At 39.2% G+C, this 18949-nt stretch carries 20 protein-coding genes, 2 tRNA genes and 2 pseudogenes; 10 read left to right on the top strand and 14 right to left on the bottom strand.

What is annotated here, in order from left to right; all coding sequences use genetic code 11:
• The 5 genes and pseudogenes from C4E06_RS22360 to C4E06_RS22340 form a co-directional block, all read left to right on the top strand.
• Nucleotides 1-272: pseudogene (locus C4E06_RS22360) on the top strand (flavodoxin); the annotation flags it as partial.
• Nucleotides 273-593: 321 nt separating this feature from the next.
• A complete protein-coding gene (locus C4E06_RS22355) occupies nt 594-1118 on the top strand; it encodes a flavodoxin (protein WP_107670593.1) in 525 nt (174 codons plus the stop codon).
• Between the two features lie 113 nt (nt 1119-1231).
• On the top strand, nt 1232-1891 hold the full coding sequence (locus C4E06_RS22350; RefSeq protein WP_107670592.1) for a TIGR00266 family protein: 660 nt from the start codon (nt 1232-1234) through the stop codon (nt 1889-1891).
• A gap of 274 nt (nt 1892-2165) precedes the next feature.
• Nucleotides 2166-3269, top strand: a complete 1104-nt coding sequence (hppD, locus tag C4E06_RS22345) for a 4-hydroxyphenylpyruvate dioxygenase (protein ID WP_198648953.1) — start codon at nt 2166-2168, stop codon at nt 3267-3269.
• Between the two features lie 100 nt (nt 3270-3369).
• The gene (locus C4E06_RS22340; protein WP_107670590.1) at nt 3370-4494 is read left to right on the top strand and encodes an iron-containing alcohol dehydrogenase family protein; all 1125 of its coding nucleotides are present in this window, start codon (nt 3370-3372) and stop codon (nt 4492-4494) included.
• Nucleotides 4495-4614: 120 nt separating this feature from the next.
• On the opposite strand, the gene petD is transcribed toward C4E06_RS22340, so the two are convergent.
• Entirely contained in the window at nt 4615-5097 is a 483-nt protein-coding gene (gene petD / locus C4E06_RS22335) for a cytochrome b6-f complex subunit IV (protein ID WP_008274614.1), read from the bottom strand.
• A 135-nt stretch (nt 5098-5232) separates the two neighbouring features.
• Nucleotides 5233-5902: pseudogene (gene petB, locus C4E06_RS22330) on the bottom strand (cytochrome b6).
• Between the two features lie 355 nt (nt 5903-6257).
• On the opposite strand from petB, the gene C4E06_RS22325 reads away from it, so the two are divergent.
• On the top strand, nt 6258-6950 hold the full coding sequence (locus C4E06_RS22325) for a PHP domain-containing protein (protein WP_107670589.1): 693 nt from the start codon (nt 6258-6260) through the stop codon (nt 6948-6950).
• 132 nt (nt 6951-7082) lie between these two features.
• Nucleotides 7083-7155 (top strand) — tRNA-Ala (locus C4E06_RS22320).
• 7 nt (nt 7156-7162) lie between these two features.
• Here C4E06_RS22320 and C4E06_RS22315 read toward each other — a convergent pair.
• The 9 genes from C4E06_RS22315 to C4E06_RS22275 all read right to left on the bottom strand — a co-directional run bounded on the left by C4E06_RS22315 (nt 7163) and on the right by C4E06_RS22275 (nt 12335).
• Nucleotides 7163-7456 carry a hypothetical protein gene (locus C4E06_RS22315; protein ID WP_107670588.1) on the bottom strand — a complete coding sequence of 98 codons (294 nt, stop codon included), beginning with the start codon at nt 7454-7456 and terminating at the stop codon, nt 7163-7165.
• A 122-nt stretch (nt 7457-7578) separates the two neighbouring features.
• The gene (locus C4E06_RS22310) at nt 7579-7872 is read right to left on the bottom strand and encodes a hypothetical protein (protein ID WP_107670587.1); all 294 of its coding nucleotides are present in this window, start codon (nt 7870-7872) and stop codon (nt 7579-7581) included.
• Between the two features lie 5 nt (nt 7873-7877).
• A complete protein-coding gene (locus tag C4E06_RS22305; RefSeq protein WP_107670586.1) occupies nt 7878-8306 on the bottom strand; it encodes a hypothetical protein in 429 nt (142 codons plus the stop codon).
• Between the two features lie 22 nt (nt 8307-8328).
• Nucleotides 8329-8715, bottom strand: coding sequence for a hypothetical protein (locus tag C4E06_RS22300; RefSeq protein ID WP_107670585.1), 387 nt, complete (start codon nt 8713-8715; stop codon nt 8329-8331).
• Between the two features lie 96 nt (nt 8716-8811).
• A complete protein-coding gene (locus tag C4E06_RS22295) occupies nt 8812-9126 on the bottom strand; it encodes a hypothetical protein (RefSeq protein ID WP_198648943.1) in 315 nt (104 codons plus the stop codon).
• A 203-nt stretch (nt 9127-9329) separates the two neighbouring features.
• Nucleotides 9330-9662: a hypothetical protein gene (locus tag C4E06_RS22290; protein WP_107670583.1), complete on the bottom strand. Its 333-nt coding sequence runs from the start codon at nt 9660-9662 to the stop codon at nt 9330-9332.
• A gap of 262 nt (nt 9663-9924) precedes the next feature.
• Nucleotides 9925-10518, bottom strand: coding sequence for a DUF3727 domain-containing protein (locus C4E06_RS22285; protein ID WP_107670582.1), 594 nt, complete (start codon nt 10516-10518; stop codon nt 9925-9927).
• Nucleotides 10519-10817: 299 nt separating this feature from the next.
• Entirely contained in the window at nt 10818-11648 is an 831-nt protein-coding gene (gene surE, locus C4E06_RS22280; protein ID WP_107670581.1) for a 5'/3'-nucleotidase SurE, read from the bottom strand.
• A gap of 138 nt (nt 11649-11786) precedes the next feature.
• Nucleotides 11787-12335 carry a metal-binding protein gene (locus tag C4E06_RS22275; protein WP_107670580.1) on the bottom strand — a complete coding sequence of 183 codons (549 nt, stop codon included), beginning with the start codon at nt 12333-12335 and terminating at the stop codon, nt 11787-11789.
• A 161-nt stretch (nt 12336-12496) separates the two neighbouring features.
• Between C4E06_RS22275 and C4E06_RS22270 the strand changes: the two genes are divergently transcribed.
• Nucleotides 12497-12568, top strand: a tRNA-Val gene (locus tag C4E06_RS22270).
• 117 nt (nt 12569-12685) lie between these two features.
• Here the strand turns inward: C4E06_RS22270 and dnaK are convergent.
• The 3 genes from dnaK to C4E06_RS22255 all read right to left on the bottom strand — a co-directional run bounded on the left by dnaK (nt 12686) and on the right by C4E06_RS22255 (nt 16779).
• Complete coding sequence (gene dnaK, locus C4E06_RS22265) at nt 12686-14749, bottom strand: molecular chaperone DnaK (RefSeq protein WP_107670579.1); 2064 nt, start codon at nt 14747-14749, stop codon at nt 12686-12688.
• Between the two features lie 207 nt (nt 14750-14956).
• Nucleotides 14957-15709: a nucleotide exchange factor GrpE gene (gene grpE / locus C4E06_RS22260; protein ID WP_107670578.1), complete on the bottom strand. Its 753-nt coding sequence runs from the start codon at nt 15707-15709 to the stop codon at nt 14957-14959.
• A gap of 221 nt (nt 15710-15930) precedes the next feature.
• Nucleotides 15931-16779 (bottom strand): Hpt domain-containing protein, encoded by an 849-nt coding sequence (locus C4E06_RS22255; RefSeq protein WP_107670598.1) that lies wholly within the window; start codon nt 16777-16779, stop codon nt 15931-15933.
• A 230-nt stretch (nt 16780-17009) separates the two neighbouring features.
• Here C4E06_RS22255 and C4E06_RS22250 point away from each other — a divergent pair, with 230 nt between their 5' ends.
• Together C4E06_RS22250 and pilM are read left to right on the top strand one after the other, a co-directional pair.
• Nucleotides 17010-17684: a pentapeptide repeat-containing protein gene (locus C4E06_RS22250; RefSeq protein ID WP_107670577.1), complete on the top strand. Its 675-nt coding sequence runs from the start codon at nt 17010-17012 to the stop codon at nt 17682-17684.
• A gap of 149 nt (nt 17685-17833) precedes the next feature.
• Nucleotides 17834-18949, top strand: a complete 1116-nt coding sequence (pilM, locus tag C4E06_RS22245) for a type IV pilus assembly protein PilM (protein ID WP_107670576.1) — start codon at nt 17834-17836, stop codon at nt 18947-18949.

Below are 18949 nucleotides of genomic sequence, written 5' to 3'. Positions count from 1 at the left end.
AAATTTTGAGAACTATCTTGAATTTTCACAAAAACAATTTAGACAATCCTTTTAAAATTTTTCAGAGTAATATTTTTCAAGTTCAGGCTCTCGAAAAAGGTATTACTAATGATAATAAAGAATATGTCATTGTGAATTTTATGATTAGTTTGGCAGCAGCTAGAGGTAATATTATAAAACCTTCTATGGGAGTACAAGCACCCGTTATTGTTTCAAATATTCATAGCTTCATATCTTCAATACAAAAAGTGTTAATCGATATCAAAAATTAACAATTTAGTTATATTCACGTACAAAATTTAAACTTAATTACTGTTGATTTAGAATATTTTGTTATTTATATTTATGAATAATGTTGAAACATTAGTTATTAAAATTTAATATTTAGATTATTAGTAACAGCAGAAAAATTATCTCTCAAAATAAAAAAAATTTCAAGTACAATCGATACAGATTTTCTCTAATCAAGTAATTATAGTCAATAATAGAGAGGAAATAACTTCGACACTTATTCAATTTTCTGGTTTTTAATAACTTGAATCTCGATTCCATCTGTTTGTTTAACCATACACAACCTATCAGGAGTCTTGATTATGGCTAAAATTGGCATTTTTTACGGAAGTACATCCGGCATTACCGAAGAAATTGCTATGACCCTACGGCAAAAATTAGGAGAAGATCAATGCGACATTTATAGCATGGAAGAAGATTTTGACGAATACGATCAACTCCTCGATTATGATTATTTATTATTAGGGTGTTCCACTTGGGGAGCCGGAGACGTGCAGAATGATTGGCGTGATCCCCTCTTTGAAATGGAACTGGATAAACCTGATTTTACTGGCAAAACCATCGCTTTATTTGGTGCCGGGGATCAAGTGGATCACGGAACTGAATTTGTCAGTGCGTTGGGTAAAATGTATAACCACTTCCAAAAATTGGGGGCTACATTAGTGGGAGAATTTCCCAATGAAGGCTATACCTTTCAATATTCTTCAGCTTTATTGAACGATAAATTTGTAGGACTTCCCATCGATGAAGTCAACCAAAGCGAACAAACCGAAACCAGAATTAACCAGTGGGTTGAATCTATCCGTCCTATTTTTTTGAATAACTAACGGATAGTTTGATTGAAAATCGAGTAAGATGGGGACTGGAGAGAGAATTCTTCATAAGAATTGATTTTCTTGTCCCTTTTTTCCTGATTTTCTCATTGATTTGACCCTAACCTGTGTTATTTAAAGTTCGTTGTCGTCCTGCTTTTGCGGCCTTATTTGTCACCCTCAACCCAGGAGAAAAAATAACTGTCAAAATGGGTTCTCTAATCAGTATGGATGGAGAAGTGACTGTCAAGACTGGATTTTGTGGCCCTTGGTTATCCGCTTTAGTCAGGAAATGTTTCGGCGGAACAGATATTTTTGTTGATTATTTGATGAATGAAACCACTGAACCCATCACAGTGGTATTGAGTCAGACAACCATTGGAGATATTGAACGCATTGATTTATCTCAAGGATCGATTTGTGTACAACCGGGGGTGTTTTTAGCTTATACCAAAGGGGTTAAAATCGAAAATCGTTGGGCTGGTTTTGGGAGTTGGCAAGCTGGAGAAGGACTATTTAAAACTAAATTTAAAGGTAAAGGACGAGTATTTATTGCAGCTTACGGCGGAATGATCAAAAAAACAGTTTATCAAGACTTGGTGATGAGTCAGGGACATTTATTAGCTTATCATCCTAAAACACCGTTAAAATATCACAAAGAAGAAGAAACGGTTAAAATTACTGTGTCGGGGATAAAAGCTAAAAACAAACGTACCCAAGGCACCATAATTTATTGTCAAGCTCGTACCTTTCAGGGATTAATTAATTATCTTCGCTCTCTTGTTTAGGGTTGGTTAAAATCCTCTCTCAAAAATTTATACCTCTAAAGGCTGATCACTTTTTGACCAATTAATACGAATATAACATAGGTAATTGTTTAAAGCAATTATTGAATCCTACTAGATAAGAGTCAACATTCACCATTGGTCTTTTTTTATCAATCAGTTGATAACTTAAGATAAAATCTATTATCATCAAGATTGATTCAATAAATAGATAGAGCGATTAATTTTATCGATCCTTAAAATGTTGACGACCAAAGAAAATAAACAGATGATGAAAATATCTCTTGACCACATTCATTGGTATGTAAAAGATGCAAATTACTGGAAAAACTGGTTTCTTAATGTTATGGGATTTCAATCCATTGCAGGGGGAAATAATGAACATACAAAGACTGAAATCGTGAAAACGGGAAGTAAGGAAAATCCGATTATTTTTGTTATTTCTTCTCCCTTATCTTGCCAAAGTCCTGTAGCTGAATTTCTAGAAATTCATCCCCCCGGAGTGGCAGATATTGCTTTTAAAGTCAATAATTTAAGCCGTTTTTTAGAAAAGATAAAGATCCTTAATTCTGTGAAAATAAAACAGATTCAACAAAAAAAATATGCTCAAGGTCATCTACAATGGAGTAAACTAATTAGTAAGACAGGATTAATTCATAGTCTATTTGAACGCAGAGGAAATACTTCTCTTCTTCCTGAAGATTGGATTCAAGAAACCCCTTGTGATCGAGTCAATAAGAATTATTTTTTGGCCTTGGATCATCTGGTTTTGAATGTTCCTAAAGGAGAGTTGATTTCAACAATAGAGTGGTACAATAAAATTTTAGGATTTCAAAAAAAACAGTTCTTTAAAATAGAAACCCCACAATCAGGATTGTATTCTCAAGTTATGTTTCACCCGATGGGTAACATACAATTGCCCATCAATGAACCTATTTCTAAAACTTCTCAAATTCAAGAGTTTTTAGATATTAATAATGGCTCTGGTATTCAACATATTGCTTTGAGAACGAATAATATTGCTGAGGTAACTCAAAAATTACGGGAAAACGGGTTAAACTTTTTAAAAGTCCCTATTACTTATTATGAAAAACTAATGGAAAACAAGTTGAATTTACAATTTGACCGACGAGAATGGGATAAAATTGTTCAACAAAATATTTTATTAGATCAAGAAACAAGGAAACATCAACAAGAAGATCAGAAAAAGTCTCCCTTACTCTTACAAATATTTACTGAGCCAATTTTTGAACAACCCACCTTCTTTTTTGAAATAATTGAGCGACGAGAACAAGCTCAAGGGTTTGGAGAAGGGAATTTTAGAGCATTATTTGAAGCCATTGAAAGAGAACAAATAAAACGGGGAACACTGACGAATTAATGATGAATAATTCTTGAAAAAACCTAAAATTATTCCAGTAAAAATAATTTGTTATACTAAAATAAAAGAATAATATTGATGATCTCTCTATAGCCGTCGAATGCCAGCAAAAACGAATAAAAAGACCTCAGTTATTACCTCGATTAATACCTTATTAATCTCTCCGACTCAAGTGGTTCAAGGAGAGGGGAGTTTGTCAGAATCAGGACAAGCGATCGCTCGTTTGGGTAACCGTCCCCTAGTAGTAGGGGGAAATCATACCCTTGACCTGATATCGTCCTATTTAAACCCGATTTTTAAACAATTTAAGCTAACAGGAGGGTTTGAAAGCTATGCCCCCGACTGTTCAGAAACATCCTTAAAAAAACTGGCTCAAGCGACCCAAGATCATCAGGCTGACTTAATTATCGGCGTTGGAGGAGGAAAAGCCCTCGATACTGCCAAATTACTCGCTTATCAACAACAATTACCCATTGTTACTATCCCTACCTCCGGGGCAACCTGTGCGGCCTGGACAGCCCTTTCTAACATCTATTCTAATCAAGGAGCGTTTCAATACGATGTCCCCTTATCCCGTTGTCCTGATTTAGTGATCTTAGATTATAACCTGATTAAAACAGCCCCGAAACAGACCTTAGTCGCCGGTATTGGAGATGCGATCGCCAAATGGTACGAAGCGTCGGTGAGTAGTGGCAACTCCACCGCAACCCTTACCATTGCAGCCGTACAACAAGCGAGGGTATTAAGGGACATTCTCTTACAAAAATCTGCTACCGCTTTAGATAACATCGGAGGAGAAGACTGGCGAGAAGTGGTCAACGCGACCGTATTATTAGCTGGAGTCATTGGAGGGTTAGGCGGAGCAAATTGTCGTACGGTGGCTGCCCATGCTGTCCATAATGGCTTAACTCACATTCCGGCTGCCCATGATGCTTTACACGGGGAAAAAGTCGCCTACGGAATTTTAGTACAATTGCGTCTCGAAGAGATAATACAGGGTAATCAATTAGCCGCTAGTTCTCGACAACAACTCTTAAAATTTTATGAAGAGATTGGCTTACCCAGAAGTTTAGAAGATTTAGGTTTATCTCAAGTGACATTAGAAGAATTACGTCACGCTGCGGTGGTTACTTGTGATCCCAAGTCCGATATTCATCGTTTACCCTTTAAAGTATCACCCGAACAACTATTATCGGCGATGGTATCCACTCTGGTTGAAAAGTAATATTTTTTTATTAGTTGCCGATTTTCCTCAAGAAATTAAGCGATAAAATACCTGCGATCGCTCTTTCCTCAAGGGGATAAGAATCAATCACAGGTAGAAAATTACCTTTTCAGGTTGTTTTTAGAATAAGCCTAAAGTTAAAGACTCATCAATGGGGAAAGTCGCACCGGCACCTAACCAGATGGTAACAACCGTTCCGAAGAGGAAAACGGCAGTGGCAATGGGACGACGGAAGGGGTTTTGAAACTTGTTGACACTTTCAATGAAAGGAACCAACAATAACCCTAAAGGAATGGCACCTTGACAAGCAATTCCCAATAATTTGTTGGGAAGAACCCGTAAAATTTGGAAAACGGGATATAAATACCATTCGGGTAAAATTTCAAGGGGAGTGGCAAAGGGATCAGCCGGTTCCCCAATTAAAGCGGGATCAAGTACCGCTAAACCGACTAATAAGCCAATGGTTCCCAGGATAACCACAGGGAACACATACAGTAAGTCGTTAGGCCAAGCGGGTTCACCGTAATAGTTGTGACCCATTCCTTGGGCTAACTTAGCACGCAATTTAGGATCGCTTAGGTCTGGCTTTTTTTCAATGGCCATTTTATAGATTTCTCCTTATCGAAATAGAGGATCAGCAGGATTTTTATCCGAATACGGATGATCAGTGATTAATTATGCAATATTTACCCATAATTAACTGTTCACTGATCACCGTTTATTACTTTCAGATACGCTTTACAAAGGACCAGAAATTCCTTGCTTACGAATCATTAAGAAGTGGGCTAACATAAATACGGCAATTAACCAGGGGAAAACGAAGGTATGGAGACTGTAGAAACGGGTCAAGGTTGCTTGTCCAACACTTTGGCCACCTCTTAGCAGTTCAACCATTTGATCCCCAACCACGGGAATGGCAGCAGGAACACCGGATACGATTTTTACCGCCCAGTAACCTACTTGGTCCCAAGGTAAAGAGTAGCCTGTTACCCCCGAAAGAAACAGTAATTACCGCTAAGATAACGCCTGTCATCCAGGTTAACTCACGGGGCTTTTTGAAGCCACCGGTTAAGTAAACACGGAAGACATGGAGGATCATCATTAATACCATCATACTGGCTGACCAACGATGGATAGAACGGATCAACCAACCGAAGTTAACTTCATTCATGATGTACTGAACAGAAGTAAAAGCTTCGGTAACTGTTGGTTTGTAGTAGAAAGTCATGGCAAACCCAGTGGCAAACTGAACTAGAAAGCACACTAGGGTAATACCACCAAGACAGTAGAAGATATTAACGTGAGGGGGGACGTATTTACTGGTGATATCGTCAGAAATGGCTTGTATTTCTAGACGATCATTGAACCATTTATAGACTGGAGAATCTGTGACTTGTTTAGAGAACATTGAAGCTATAATCCGCTATCGAATGAACGATGGATAATTGAATGGTATGGATAGTTTACTATGCCGTTGCTTATTTTGTTGCATCCGAACAACTGTCGAGATGTAAAGTAAGCAGGGTACCTCATTAGAAAATTTAACACAATTATTGTCTGAGTTCCAAGGGGATTGATCATCTCTGTGTCTATCAGCGATCGCCTTTTGGAGAAGGGTTTATTTTTTTCTGAGTGAGCCTTTCAATGCCATAGTGTAAAGTTGACATTATGGATCACACCAAATCAAGTAAAAACAGCTTATACTTAGAAATGTTACCAATATGTAACAAATCGCAATCTTTAATAGATTACCACCACCTACTATGATTGTTTCAACTTCAACGAAACCATCGTCTCAAGATACTCAAGCTTTACAAGAAGTCTGGTCGAGACTCAACTCTCACAGTTGTCCTTATGAATATAATTTTCATATGCACACCATTTGTTCCGATGGACAACTCACTCCCGAACAACTCATTCAACAAGCCACCCACATTGGATTAAAAGGACTGGCCATTACCGATCATCATTCCGTTGAAGGCTATAACATTGCTCAACAGTGGCTTGAGAAAACCTCCCTCGAAAATCCCAGGGAAAGTTTACCTCATTTGTGGACAGGCATTGAGATCACCTCTGCTCTACTTGATATTGAAGTTCATATTTTGGGTTATGGTTTTAGTCCTCACCATCCAGCAATACAACCTTATCTCTGGGGAGAGTCTCCTCAAGGCACGCAAGCGTTAGGGAGTAATGTTATCCATGCGATTCACCAAGCAGGGGGAATGGCGGTTTTAGCTCATCCAGAAAGATACCCCTATTCGGCAACAAAAGTGATTCCTGTGGCGGTTGATTTAGGGATTGATGGGGTTGAAGCCTTTTATGCTTATAATAACCCTAAACCTTGGAAAACCAGCCCTCGTCAAACAGAAACGGTCTTAAATCTGAGTTATCTTTACGGACTCTATCACACCTGTGGCACAGATACTCATGGTGTTAATTTATTACAAAGACTGTGATGCTCCCCCCCAAGAAACAGGGTAAGAGGTTTGATCGAATCTCTTATGTGAAAACACTTGACGAAACATCATCAGTTAAGGCATTATAGTTAATGCACATTATTTAATCAGGTTCCTTAGGGGACTTTATTAGGGGCTATAACTCAGTTGGTAGAGTGTCACAATGGCATTGTGAAAGTCAGCGGTTCGAGTCCGCTTAGCTCCATAAACCTCTATAACCAGGTAGAAACTGACCGTAACGCTTCAGGGATAGGGGTATCGGTGTTAAACTCCAGTAGGGTTTCTGAATCCCCTAAATACCCTGACTGGGCAAAGGATAACAACATACGACACAATGCGATCCAAACCACCGCATCAAATTCCCAATCTCGCCCTTTTCTCGAATAACAACTAATTGATTTTAATGCCCAAAAATAACTATTTCTTACGATTGATCCGCCTTTTTTATAATTAGGTAAATCTTCTTGATTAATATATAAAATATTATCTTTTAAATTAACTCTCATACGAGAAAATTAAATCTATTATTTTTTATTTTTTACCTAGATCGAATCATATCACAGGTTAAGACTATATTCAATCATAAAAATAGGGTGAGTAACCCTCACCCTAGTCCTTAATTATTAATTTAATCATCATTACCACGAGGATGTTCTCTATCATCAGAATGTCGATGAGAGGCAGAACGAGAACTCTTTTGAGGCGTTTTCTGATAATTACCTTGATTTCGTTGAATAGAACCTTTACCCGGATGATTAATAATGGTTTGATTAATGGTTTGGTAAACTTGATTATTATCTCCTTCGATATTGGCCTCTAAACTACCTGTTTGACTGGTGGTAGTTTGGGCAACAGTAGGAATAGAAATCAATGTTAATAAACTGATACTAATCAATCCAATTTGACTCATTTTTTGTGCCATAAAATTTATCTAACCTCCATATTCAGTTGTTGATTAAGTAATCCATTACCACTGGTTTGTTGCCTTACTTGGGTTTGATTTCCTTGCAAGTCAATGACCACTGAACCCTGAGAAGGATAATAGTTACCCTTGACTGTTATTTCGTAATTTCCTCGACTCAAATAATTAGACAAATTAACTTGATTGTTACTACCTTCTAAGGTTTTAATAACCTGTCCATTGACTATAATTTGTCCTTGAATATTAGTTTGATTAAGCCCTTGAATCCGTAATAAAAGGGGTTGATTCAGTTCAGTGGCATCTAAGCTAATAGAACTGCGTTGAAGGGACATTTGATTTTGAGCGATCGCATCAATTCCTTTGGGTAATCCTGTCACCATACTCGACAAAATGAGTGTAAACAAAGTGGCTAATGCTAACGGTTTTAAAGACATGATTTTACCTCAAAAAATACCTTTATTTCTTAGGACGATGGGGAAATCGGTCTGCAGGATTATCCGCATCAACTTGAACATTTGAGCGAATTTGTACCGTGGTGCTATTGGGAACTTGAGGAGATTGATTACTCCCTTGTTGAACCTGTTCAACACGACGATTTTGTTGAACAGACTCAGCACCAATATGTCCTTGAACTCCTGTGCTAACACTAGCATTTCCTCGACATTTTGGATTACTTTCCATGCTGACATCATTAGTTCTTTGAGTGGGTTTTTGAGAACCACTAATACTGTATTGAACCGAAACATCTCCTTGTACACATTGAGCCTTAACTGTAGTGATAAAAGAAGACTCAAGTATCAAAAAAAATAACAAAAAATTGCTAACTGATAGGATAAACTTCATATCCTGCTCCTCCTCTAAAGTTTGTTAAAGTTAGGATGAATCAAATGCTATACTATTAAGCATTTGATTCAGAAAATGAGTCACTCAAGTATTAATCTAGCGACATTGATAATGAGATGTAGAACGATGGCTGCTAGTCCCATTGGAATAATTAATTTGTTGATTAGATTGATGAACTAACTGACCATTACGACATCTTTTCAAGGTCGATTGATTTGAGGAATTGTAAGGGAAATAATGTTGAAAACGGGAACGATTATTAGGGACAGAAAGTTGCATATTTTCTGTATCAATTGAGGTGTCACCATTGCGACGATGCTCAATATTGATTCGATCCGTTTGAACCTGTACTTCCCCTGCATGAGACCTCCCAGAGACAGAGACATTCATGACAATTGCTAATAAAAGCATGAAGGCTTTCCCGTGCATGGTTTGCCCTCCTATGGTAAAAGAAATGAAACACAACCAATGAGTTGAAAAGTGAACTATGCTACACTAGGAATAAGTAAAAAAATCAAGAAGAGACAGGAGAAGATGATATTATTGAAACTGGTAAACTCATCCTTCACCCTGTCCTTTTATTGTTCAGCACAGTTGAAGATAAGAGACAAGGTTTAGTTACGAGGCCCTCTGCGGTTTCTCATTTCAGTCCGTTGAATGGTGGTTTGTCGAGAGTTATTCATCTCTCCCATTTGCTCTTGGTATTGATCAACGGTTTGAACAGAACCATAACTACCAGTTTGTCTGGGTTTTCTGTTATTAACCTCACGATGAACCTGGGTACTTTCTTGAATACTTTGGTTACTATTACCATCTTGGAAACTACCTTGGTATGAATTTTGGATGATAACTTTATCTCCTGAAACCTCTGTTTCACCAGCAATAGCAGGACTTACTAAGACACCAACAGTGGTTAAGCTGAGTAAACCAATGAGTACGTTTTTCATAATTTCAACACTCCATACGAAGTTTGTTTTGTTTGCGTTTTGTCTGCCTTTTGGCTAACTGTTATTAAGTTAATGAATTTTTTTGTAGATGTCAGTGGAAAAAAAAGTAGAATTTTGAAATTAATTTGGCACACTTATATAGAAAATTAGCTTTAAAAGTAGAAAAAAGTGTCAAAATATAGAAAAAAGTAGAAATAGGGAGTCAATTAACAGCATTTAGTGATAATTTACTCCCATCTATTACCAAATTATTAATTATTAATTACTCATCCATCTCATCAAATAATAATTCTTCTAAAATCACTTGCATTTCCTCATCTTCAGGAGAGACTAACTCAACTTTACCGAGTAAATTGTATTTAGCTAAAAATAGTAAGGGAGATAAGGGGGTATAAATAGAATATTTTTGCTGATGATGATAAAAATCTTTTAAAAATTGTAATTCTTCTGAATCCAACGACGGTCCATCGTTTTCTAATTCTAAAGTAAGAATACCGTCATCTTCTATGGGGGGTAATTCTCCAGTTACAGTGAGGGTAAAAGCGGTTAATTTTAGGGTTAAATCTAACTCAGCTAAAACTGCTTTAGCATCAGGAAAAACCTCATCAATGTCTACTTGATCTTCTAACAAGACAGCATTGCTAATTTCTTCACTATCGTCACCCTCTTCTTCTTCACTATCCCACGATAAAATAACCACAGGGATATCGACAGGCATTAATAATAAATAAGTCCCATCATTCCCTTCCATAGCATTTTCTACGTAACAATCGAGGGTGCGACCCACTTCGTCGGTTAGGGTCACGCGATCAATATCTTCGGAATCGCTTTCTTGATTATATTCAAAAGAAGACATGGTTCTAAATAAGACTGCGATTGAATTAGAATATCACAAATTGTCATCCTCATATCTTGCACCTTCGATTAAACCCCCCACCCCCCCCCACACCCCCCTTTTAAAGGGGGGTGTGGGGGGGGGTGGGGGGGGGGTGGGGAATGGGGAATAGGGAAGGGTTCTCTCCCTCACAAAAGGGGGAGTTAGAGGGGGTGGCAATGGTGTTGATTTTTGACTTTAACTACTTGAGAATCAATTTTCTCTAATTTTTTATTGGTTTTTTTGTAAGGCGTGCAAGATGTCAGTCATCCGAGATTGACTCATGTCAAATCGGGGGTGCTGTCTAACCATTGATTTTTTTGTAAATACTCGAAACTCGCCACATCGGTGAGATTATATTGTAAAGGAGTCAGGGTTATATAATTTTGTTGAATCCCTTGAACATCTGTCAGAATATGGGACGGTAAATGAATATGATTCGGTTGTTCAATTTCTGTGACTAATTCTCCTGCTAACCAGTAATAACTTTTTCCCCTAGGATCAAGACGTTTTTCAAAGTTTTCAATATATCGACGTAACCCTTGACGGGTTAACATTACCCCTGCGATCGCATCGGCTGCCACAGGAGGAATATTAACATTGAGTAGGGTACTGTCTGGGAGAGGATGATCAGATAATTGTTGAACCAAGCGACAGGCAAAGTCAGCCCCAGGTTGGAATTGACCCGAAGAAAAACTGGCTAAGCTCATGGCAATACTGGGAATACCTTCTATAATGCCTTCCATGGCCGCTGAAACCGTGCCTGAATATAACACATCGGTACCGAGGTTTGAGCCATGATTAATCCCCGAAATAATAAAATCAGGTCTGTTGTCTATGAGGGTACTCAAAGCCAATTTAACACAGTCTGAGGGGGTTCCTGAACAAGACCAAGCCGTAATTTTGGGGTTAAAAAAGTCTTCGACAAGATTGGCACGGATGGGACGATGTAGGGTTAGTCCGTGGCCGGTGGCTGAACGTTCGCGATCAGGACAAACCACTGTTACTTGATACCCTGCTTGGGCCAAGGTGTTCGCTAAGGTACGAACACCGAGAGCAAATATGCCATCATCGTTACTAATTAAAATGTTGATGGTGGAAGGATTGGTCATTTTTAGTTATCAGTTAATCAGTGATCACTTACCAGTTACTGTTTTTCTGTATTCTCACATGAATCTTGGTATTCAGAACTTTTGGATTATCAAAAAACTCAAACAATTATTTAATGGATTTTGCCTGACGTTTCTTCTCTATTTGCGGATTTTCTTGCGTTTATAAGGGCGTTTTTTAGGCTTTTTTTGAGAACGCTTAAAATAGCTAACCAAGTAATCACTACAACTATGACTCATGGCTCCTAATTCTAATCCAATCAAAGTGACGATCGCTTCTGCTAAATATCGATTTTTCAATAAATTAAAGCTCTGGTTAGCAAACTTTCGCCAATTCCAAGGAAATCCCCAAATTAATTGGGCGATCGCTACTGCAAAAATAGCGACAATTAAGACAATAGTGAAAAGATAAAGAATTCGGATCACCGTTCCGACAATGAAACCATGAGAGAAAAAAGAACGATGTCTCAAACAAGATTGATAGGGCAACCAAATCCACCGTATCATCCCCCAGCGTTTGTATTGTATCGAATAAATATCCAAGTCAGGACCAAACATCAACCCACTGAAAAGGTAAGCCCCGCTAAACCAGAATAGCCATTCTACTTGACGAGTCAGGATATAAACGATGAGGGTTAAGGGAGCTAAACTCAGATAAGTAATGCGATCGTGAGTACGGCCAGATGGCATGATGATCACTACAGCGTTGGGTCGATTTATATTTTACTAGAGGTGATAGGGAAGTGTGGAAAGTGGGGGAAGTGTGGGGAGGAATTTAACTATTTTTTGACCCTGTAAAAAAAACTGTTGCTTTTTCGGTCAGATATGTTATGATAAGAAAGCATGAATAAGGGCGATTAGCTCAGCGGTAGAGCTCCTGCCTTACAAGCAGGCTGTCACTGGTTCAAATCCAGTATCGCCCATTTTAAGAAGTAGTCAGAAATAGTATTCAGAAGTCAGTTAAAAATAGGATAAGGATAAACACCCAATCCTATATTCTACACATTCGCTGATAACAGGCCACTTTTATTGAGCAACCATTAATCCACTGCCTCATAGTCATTAGAAATGGTTTCATCGTCATCAAAACTGAAAGTGACTTCTAGTTCATCGATATCAACGTCTTCAAGATCCTCAAACTCCGCTAAAGAATCGATATCAATAGAAGCAGTGGTTTGATAAGAAACGGTGGTTTCAAAAGAAGATTCAGTTTGGGGTTGTGAAGGGACGTGAGTGGTTAAAGGTTCTCCCAAAGTTGCCTCAAAGGTGTTTTGGAAGTCCTTGGCCTTACCATTACCCTGTTGATAAACTTCTGTCCCCATGCTTAGGATAATTTGTCTAAACTCATCGACGTAAGCCTTTAACTTCTCTAAACTAATGCCAGAGTTCGTTAACGCTGCTTCGAGTTGTTCTTTTTTCTGTTTCGCTTTGACTTTTAATTCGTCACGGATAAACTCACCATTTTCATTGACGGTTGTTTGATAAGTGTGAAATAAACTATCTGCTTGATTTTTGACTTCGATCATCTTCATTTGACGACGATCTTCTTCAGCATATTTATGAGCATCTTTCTGCATTCGCTCAATTTCGCTGGATTTTAAGCCCCCTGTATGGCTGATAACAATACTCTGTTCTTTCCCGGTTCCTTGATCTTGGGCAGCTACTTTTAAGATACCATTGACATCAATTTCAAAACTGACCTCAATTTGTGGCACCCCTCTAGGGGCGGGGGGAATACCAGCTAAAAGACATTTTCCTAAACTACGATTATCTCTGGCCATCGCCCGTTCCCCTTGTAAAACATGGATTTCTACAGAGGTTTGACCATCCGTTGCCGTCGAAAAAACCTGAGATTTACTGGTGGGAATGGTCGTGTTTCGTTCGATAATTTTGGTAAAGACCTCCCCGAGGGTTTCGATACCCAAAGATAAAGGGGTTACGTCCAACAATAAGACATCTTTCACTTCACCCCCTAAAACACCCCCTTGAATGGCTGCCCCTAAAGCCACCGCTTCATCGGGGTTAATAGACCGTTCCATTTGACTATTGGGGAAGACTTGTTGAATAACGCGGTGAATGGCCGGCATTCGGGTTGAACCGCCCACCAAGACGACTTTTTCTAATTCTTCTGCCTCGAGTTCACAGTCATTAAGGGCTTGGGTTAAGGGTTGTAAGGTGGCTTGGGCTAAATCTTTCGTTAAGTCCTCAAACTGGGCCCGAGTTAGCTCCGTTTCTAGGTGTTTGGGTCCGCTATCATCAGCCGTGATAAAGGGGAGATTAATAGAAGTGGTCAACATACTAGAGAGTTCAATTTTAGCTTTTTCGGCCGCCTCTCTCAGTCGTTGCAACGCCATTTTATCATCATTGAGATCGATGTTTTCCTCTCGTTTAAAATTGTCTGCCATCCACTGTACGATGGCGTTATCAAAGTCATCGCCTCCGAGATGGTTATTCCCTGCGGTGGCTTTAACTTCAAAGACTCCATTGCCCAGTTGTAAGATAGAAACGTCAAAGGTTCCGCCCCCTAAGTCAAACACCAATATATATTGTTCTTCGTCTTGTTTGTCTAAACCGTAGGCTAAAGCCGCCGCTGTCGGTTCATTGATAATTCTACGGACATCTAATCCGGCAATCGTGCCAGCATCTTTAGTGGCTTGTCGTTGGGCATCAGTAAAATAGGCAGGAACCGTAATCACCGCTTCGCTAATGGGTTCCCCTAGATAATCTTCGGCATCTTTTTTAAGTTTTTGTAAAATCATTGAGGAAATTTCTTGGGACGTGTAATGTTGTCCGCGAATTTCCACGTTAACCATCTCATCTCTTCCTGTAACACACTGATAGGGAACTCGCGATCGCTCTTCGGAGGTTTCTGCCCAGCGTCGCCCTATAAACCGTTTTATACTGTAAATAGTATTTTCTGCATTAGTAACGGCTTGTCTTTTGGCTAATTGCCCCACTAATCTTTGATTACCTTTACCAAAGGCCACAATACTCGGTGTTGTTCTTCCTCCCTCCGCGTTAGATATTACTATGGGTTTGCCCCCTTCTAAAACGGCGACACAGCTATTTGTGGTTCCTAGGTCAATACCAATGACTTTTCCCATAGCACTTGTTTTCTTTAATAGTTCATCATCAATCGGCTAAAAGTCACAGGAGACTTAAGGATAGCAACCAAGAGCGAACCTATTATTAAGACTTGAATGCCTTGTTGTCTACTCCCTAGCTTGTAGCACTATGGTTCCTGTGACTTCTCTCCTTAATCTTTATATTACCCATTAATTTCCCTGGGGTTTTAGGGATAATTGCTTAATTTATTCTCCTGAGTTGGTTTCTTCAGAAGTGGGACTTTCGGTTTCTTCGGGGGACTCTGTGGGTTTAGGGGCTGCTACTTTTACCATAGCATGACGTAATACCTGGTCTCCTAACATATAACCGCGCATTAATTCTTCTATGACAGTGCCGTCAGGATATTCATCGGTATATTCCCGTAACATCGCTTCATGATAGAGGGGATCGAAGGGTTGACCTTCTGGACGCATCGGACTTACCCCTAGGCGTTTGAGGCTATCGACTAGATTTTTGTAAACCCCTTGATAGCTTTTGTGAATGATGGCTTCTCCCTCGTTATTGGGATTAATGGAGTTACGGGCCCGCTCGAAGTTATCCACGACGGATAATAGTTCTCCGATGGTTCTACATTTAACCTGAGTTTCTAAGTCTTGTTTTTCTTTGGCTGTCCGTTTGCGATAGTTGTCGAATTCTGCTGTTAAACGAATATGACTATTCTTGAGTACATCATATTGTTGAGCTTGTTCTTGCAGTTTGCTTTGTAGGGCTTCTAATTGTTCGCTTAAGGCTGTAATCGTTGCCTCTGGGGTTTCTGTTGGGGAGGATTCAGAGACATCCGTTTCTCCTTCTGCTTCAACCGTTTGCTCCGTTGCTGCCGGACTGCTGGTTTCTGTCACGGCTTCTGTCTCAACAGTTACAGGGGTGTCATCTGTTGCTTCGACTTCGGGGGTTTCTATGTTTTTTTCTAGTTGTTGTTCGTTTTGTTTAGTAGACATTCTGCTAAAATATATAAGCCGTCGGTATAATAAATCCTATGCTTTATTATATAGGGTAACTTGTCAGAGTTTTAAATTGATATTCCATTGAAGTCAGAATTACATCCTATTCCCTATTCCCTAACCTAACTAGCCAACTTTAAACAAGGTGCAAGATTGGACTCAGAACGTTGGATCTAAGCTGATCATCTTAGTTTATCGAACAGTTAGGAAATGTTGGATTAAGTTAAAGCTTTGGCTAATTGAGATAATTGTTGATTGTTCAAGACATTCCGTAACGTCTTAGCAATATGATTGGGATCTAAACTCACTAAAATATAAGGTAATTTAGCTGAAGCTAATTGTTTTAAAGCTTCACTCGGCTTAATTCTATTTTCTTGTTTGAGTTCAATGTAATCACTATTTTGTTTTAATTCTTTAATAATTACAGGAGCGAGGGTAGCGTAGGAATGTTGAGGATTAGCAATGGCTTTTGATGCGGTTTGCGTTAAAGTTTGCCAATTCTCCACCTGGGGAAAAAGCTGACCTAAGTGAGTACATAATTGTTGCAAACTTTGGCGATTTTGCTGATTGGCTTGTTCTTGGAATAAGGATAACATTTGCATTAATAAATCTTTACGCTGAGCAAAAACGTCCTGATTAGCTGAAGTCTCATCTTCATTGAGGATTTGATTGAGATAAGCTTGAAGTTCAACAAAAAAAGGCTCAGCTTCTTCAACAATTTTGTCAGCTTCTTCTGGATTAAGTCCAAACGTGCCTTGGAGTTTCTCAATTAAATTCTGTAAAACATCGTATCCTTTTAAGAAAAGAGATTCTAGCTTTTGATCAGCAGCAATCTTGTTTTCTCGGAGAATTTTAAACGAATCTTCCAAACGGTGAGCAATTTTTTGAATACTACTATAACCTAACATGGCAGCTCCTCCTTTAATAGAATGGGCAGCCCGAAACATTTCATTGAGTCGTTCTTGATCTTCTACAACGGTGGACAGTTCTAACAGTCCTGTTTCTAGGGTTTCTAGATGTTCTTTGGCTTCTTCAATGAAATAACCCAGTATTTTTTGCTGATCCAAAATTGTTCCCCCCGATGATCCATCCAATGCCTAAGCGTACAATTTTATGATTCCCTGAAATGAAAAAAAAGTAACACAACCTGGTCGGGGATTGGTTAGATTTTTATATATCTTAAGCCCCATTTCCTAAAACAGCATTTATCCTTAAAGGTAGAGTCGGTTTAGAAACGATTTGCCCCCATTGTCCTATTTTATCTAAATTGATTTAATTGTCGTTGAGTCGCGTGGTAATGAAAGAGATAGAACGATACTATAGAGTGTTAGGGTTAGACGTTGGTGCCTCCCTTGAGGAAATTAATCAAGCCTATCGAGATTTGGCTTTTATTTGGCATCCTGATCGTTTACCGAAAGACAATGAACGATTGTTGGCTAAAGCGGTGGCTAAATTACAAGAAATTAATCATGCTCGTGAACAATTAAAAAGCCATCAATTAGTCTCCCATCCCTCAAAACCCGTCTCGACACCTCGAGAAACTCACTCTGATTCGTCTCAAAGTCATTATTATCAAAATTATCAAACTCGGCCCCAACGCCCCTATTATCGTGACTGGAGTGGAGCCGATTTAAAAGGGGCTAATTTGAAAGAAAAGGATCTCTCAGGGCGCAAGTTAATCCAAGCTGATTTAAGTTACGCCGATCTAAGCGATAGTTTCTTGCATAAAGTTAATTTAGAACAAGCCAATCTGTTTCGGGCCAATCTGTTTCGAGCCAACTTATTACGAGCCAATTTACGATGTGCTAATTTACAAGAAGCTAACTTAGTGGGGGCTGATTTAAGTGGGGCTGATTTAACTGGGGCTGATTTAAGTGGGGCGAAAGTGAGATCAGGAAGTCGAATTATGGTGAAATTAACGGGAACGATTCTCAAAGGAGCTATTTTACCCGATGGGAGTCTTCATCGTTGACTTATCTCATACAACGAAACGTTAAGTCTGTGGGATGTCAGGAAAAATTAAGTTACATTAGAACGGGAACCGAATGAACGTTATCTCGATCAACGTTGGTTTCTAATATTGTCCATTCAAGAATAGGTCAAGTCCCATTTAATAAAGATATGTTAAGCCGTATCCAAGAGACCATTGGGGGTTTATTGGGGGGAAAGTCTGACGGGGTAGGTTTAGAAATTACCTCGGAACGATTGAACCTAGCTAAACTCACCAAACAGGGTCAAGGCTATAAAATAGCCAAGTTTTGCACTGCTGAAGTACCTGAAGGCATTTTTGAAGAAGGCAAAATCGTGGACTCTCCTGGGTTAGCCGAATTGATTCAGGAGTTCTTAAGCGAGAACAAGATCAAAACCAAACGTATTGCCACTGCCGTTCCCATGCGAGAAGCTATTATTCGCATTATTCCCGTTCCGGCCGAACTAGATGAAGCCGAATTACGAGATATGGTTTTAAACCATGAAGCGGCCTTGTACTTACCCTATCCCAGAGAAGAAGTGGATCTCGACTATCAAAAATTAGGCTTCTTTGAAGACGAGGATGGGATCGAAAAAGTCCAAGTGTTGCTCGTAGCTACCCGACGGGAAGTTACCGACTCTTATATGGATACCTTCGGTCAAGCAGGATTACAAATTGATGTGTTAGAAATCAATAGTTTTTCTGTCATTCGTACCATTCGTGAACAACTGCGACAATTTGGCTCCAGAGAAGCAGCCGTATTAGTCGATGTAGAGTTTGATAGCACAGAAATTGCCATTGTGGTTGATGGGGTTCCCCAGTTTTCGCGAACCGTTCCCATTGGAACCTTTCAGATGCAAAATGCTCTGTCACGGGCCATGAATTTACCCCCGTCTCGTAACCCCGAAATTCTTCAAGGAATGACCATTCCGGTGACTCAGTTCGATAGTTTAACCACCCAAGGAACAGCCGTTAACCCAGGAATGACGGCTTTGATGCGGGTATTAGGGGAATTAACTGACGAGTTGCGTCGTTCCATTAACTTCTACTTAAACCAAAGTGAAGAATTAGAAGTGGTACAACTGTTATTAGCCGGGCCTGGGGGGGGATTAGTGCAACTGGATGAATATTTTACCCATCGTTTGAGTTTGCCCACCATGCAAATTGATCCCATTGCTGCTTTATCCTTAGAAATAGATAAAGAAATTCCTGCCGTTCAACGGCCAGCCCTGGGAACAGTCTTAGGTTTAGGATTACGGGAGGTGTAG

The sequence above is a fragment of the Cyanothece sp. BG0011 genome, assembly GCF_003013815.1.
GTDB lineage: Bacteria > Cyanobacteriota > Cyanobacteriia > Cyanobacteriales > Microcystaceae > Crocosphaera.
Note: the sequence above shows the minus strand (reverse complement) of the source record. Positions and strands in the feature narration are given on the sequence as shown.

Coding starts and splice junctions, on each gene's coding strand:
- C4E06_RS22355 (WP_107670593.1), top strand. CDS start 594: ATGGCTAAAATTGGCATTTTTTACGGAAGTACATCCGGCATTACCGAA.
- grpE (WP_107670578.1), bottom strand. CDS start 15,709: ATGTCTACTAAACAAAACGAACAACAACTAGAAAAAAACATAGAAACC.
- petD (WP_008274614.1), bottom strand. CDS start 5,097: ATGGCCATTGAAAAAAAGCCAGACCTAAGCGATCCTAAATTGCGTGCT.
- pilM (WP_107670576.1), top strand. CDS start 17,834: ATGTTAAGCCGTATCCAAGAGACCATTGGGGGTTTATTGGGGGGAAAG.
- surE (WP_107670581.1), bottom strand. CDS start 11,648: ATGACCAATCCTTCCACCATCAACATTTTAATTAGTAACGATGATGGC.
- C4E06_RS22305 (WP_107670586.1), bottom strand. CDS start 8,306: ATGTCTTTAAAACCGTTAGCATTAGCCACTTTGTTTACACTCATTTTG.
- C4E06_RS22250 (WP_107670577.1), top strand. CDS start 17,010: ATGAAAGAGATAGAACGATACTATAGAGTGTTAGGGTTAGACGTTGGT.
- C4E06_RS22300 (WP_107670585.1), bottom strand. CDS start 8,715: ATGAAGTTTATCCTATCAGTTAGCAATTTTTTGTTATTTTTTTTGATA.
- C4E06_RS22310 (WP_107670587.1), bottom strand. CDS start 7,872: ATGGCACAAAAAATGAGTCAAATTGGATTGATTAGTATCAGTTTATTA.
- C4E06_RS22290 (WP_107670583.1), bottom strand. CDS start 9,662: ATGAAAAACGTACTCATTGGTTTACTCAGCTTAACCACTGTTGGTGTC.
- C4E06_RS22295 (WP_198648943.1), bottom strand. CDS start 9,126: ATGCTTTTATTAGCAATTGTCATGAATGTCTCTGTCTCTGGGAGGTCT.
- C4E06_RS22340 (WP_107670590.1), top strand. CDS start 3,370: ATGCCAGCAAAAACGAATAAAAAGACCTCAGTTATTACCTCGATTAAT.
- C4E06_RS22325 (WP_107670589.1), top strand. CDS start 6,258: ATGATTGTTTCAACTTCAACGAAACCATCGTCTCAAGATACTCAAGCT.
- dnaK (WP_107670579.1), bottom strand. CDS start 14,749: ATGGGAAAAGTCATTGGTATTGACCTAGGAACCACAAATAGCTGTGTC.
- C4E06_RS22275 (WP_107670580.1), bottom strand. CDS start 12,335: ATGCCATCTGGCCGTACTCACGATCGCATTACTTATCTGAGTTTAGCT.
- C4E06_RS22315 (WP_107670588.1), bottom strand. CDS start 7,456: ATGAGAGTTAATTTAAAAGATAATATTTTATATATTAATCAAGAAGAT.
- C4E06_RS22285 (WP_107670582.1), bottom strand. CDS start 10,518: ATGTCTTCTTTTGAATATAATCAAGAAAGCGATTCCGAAGATATTGAT.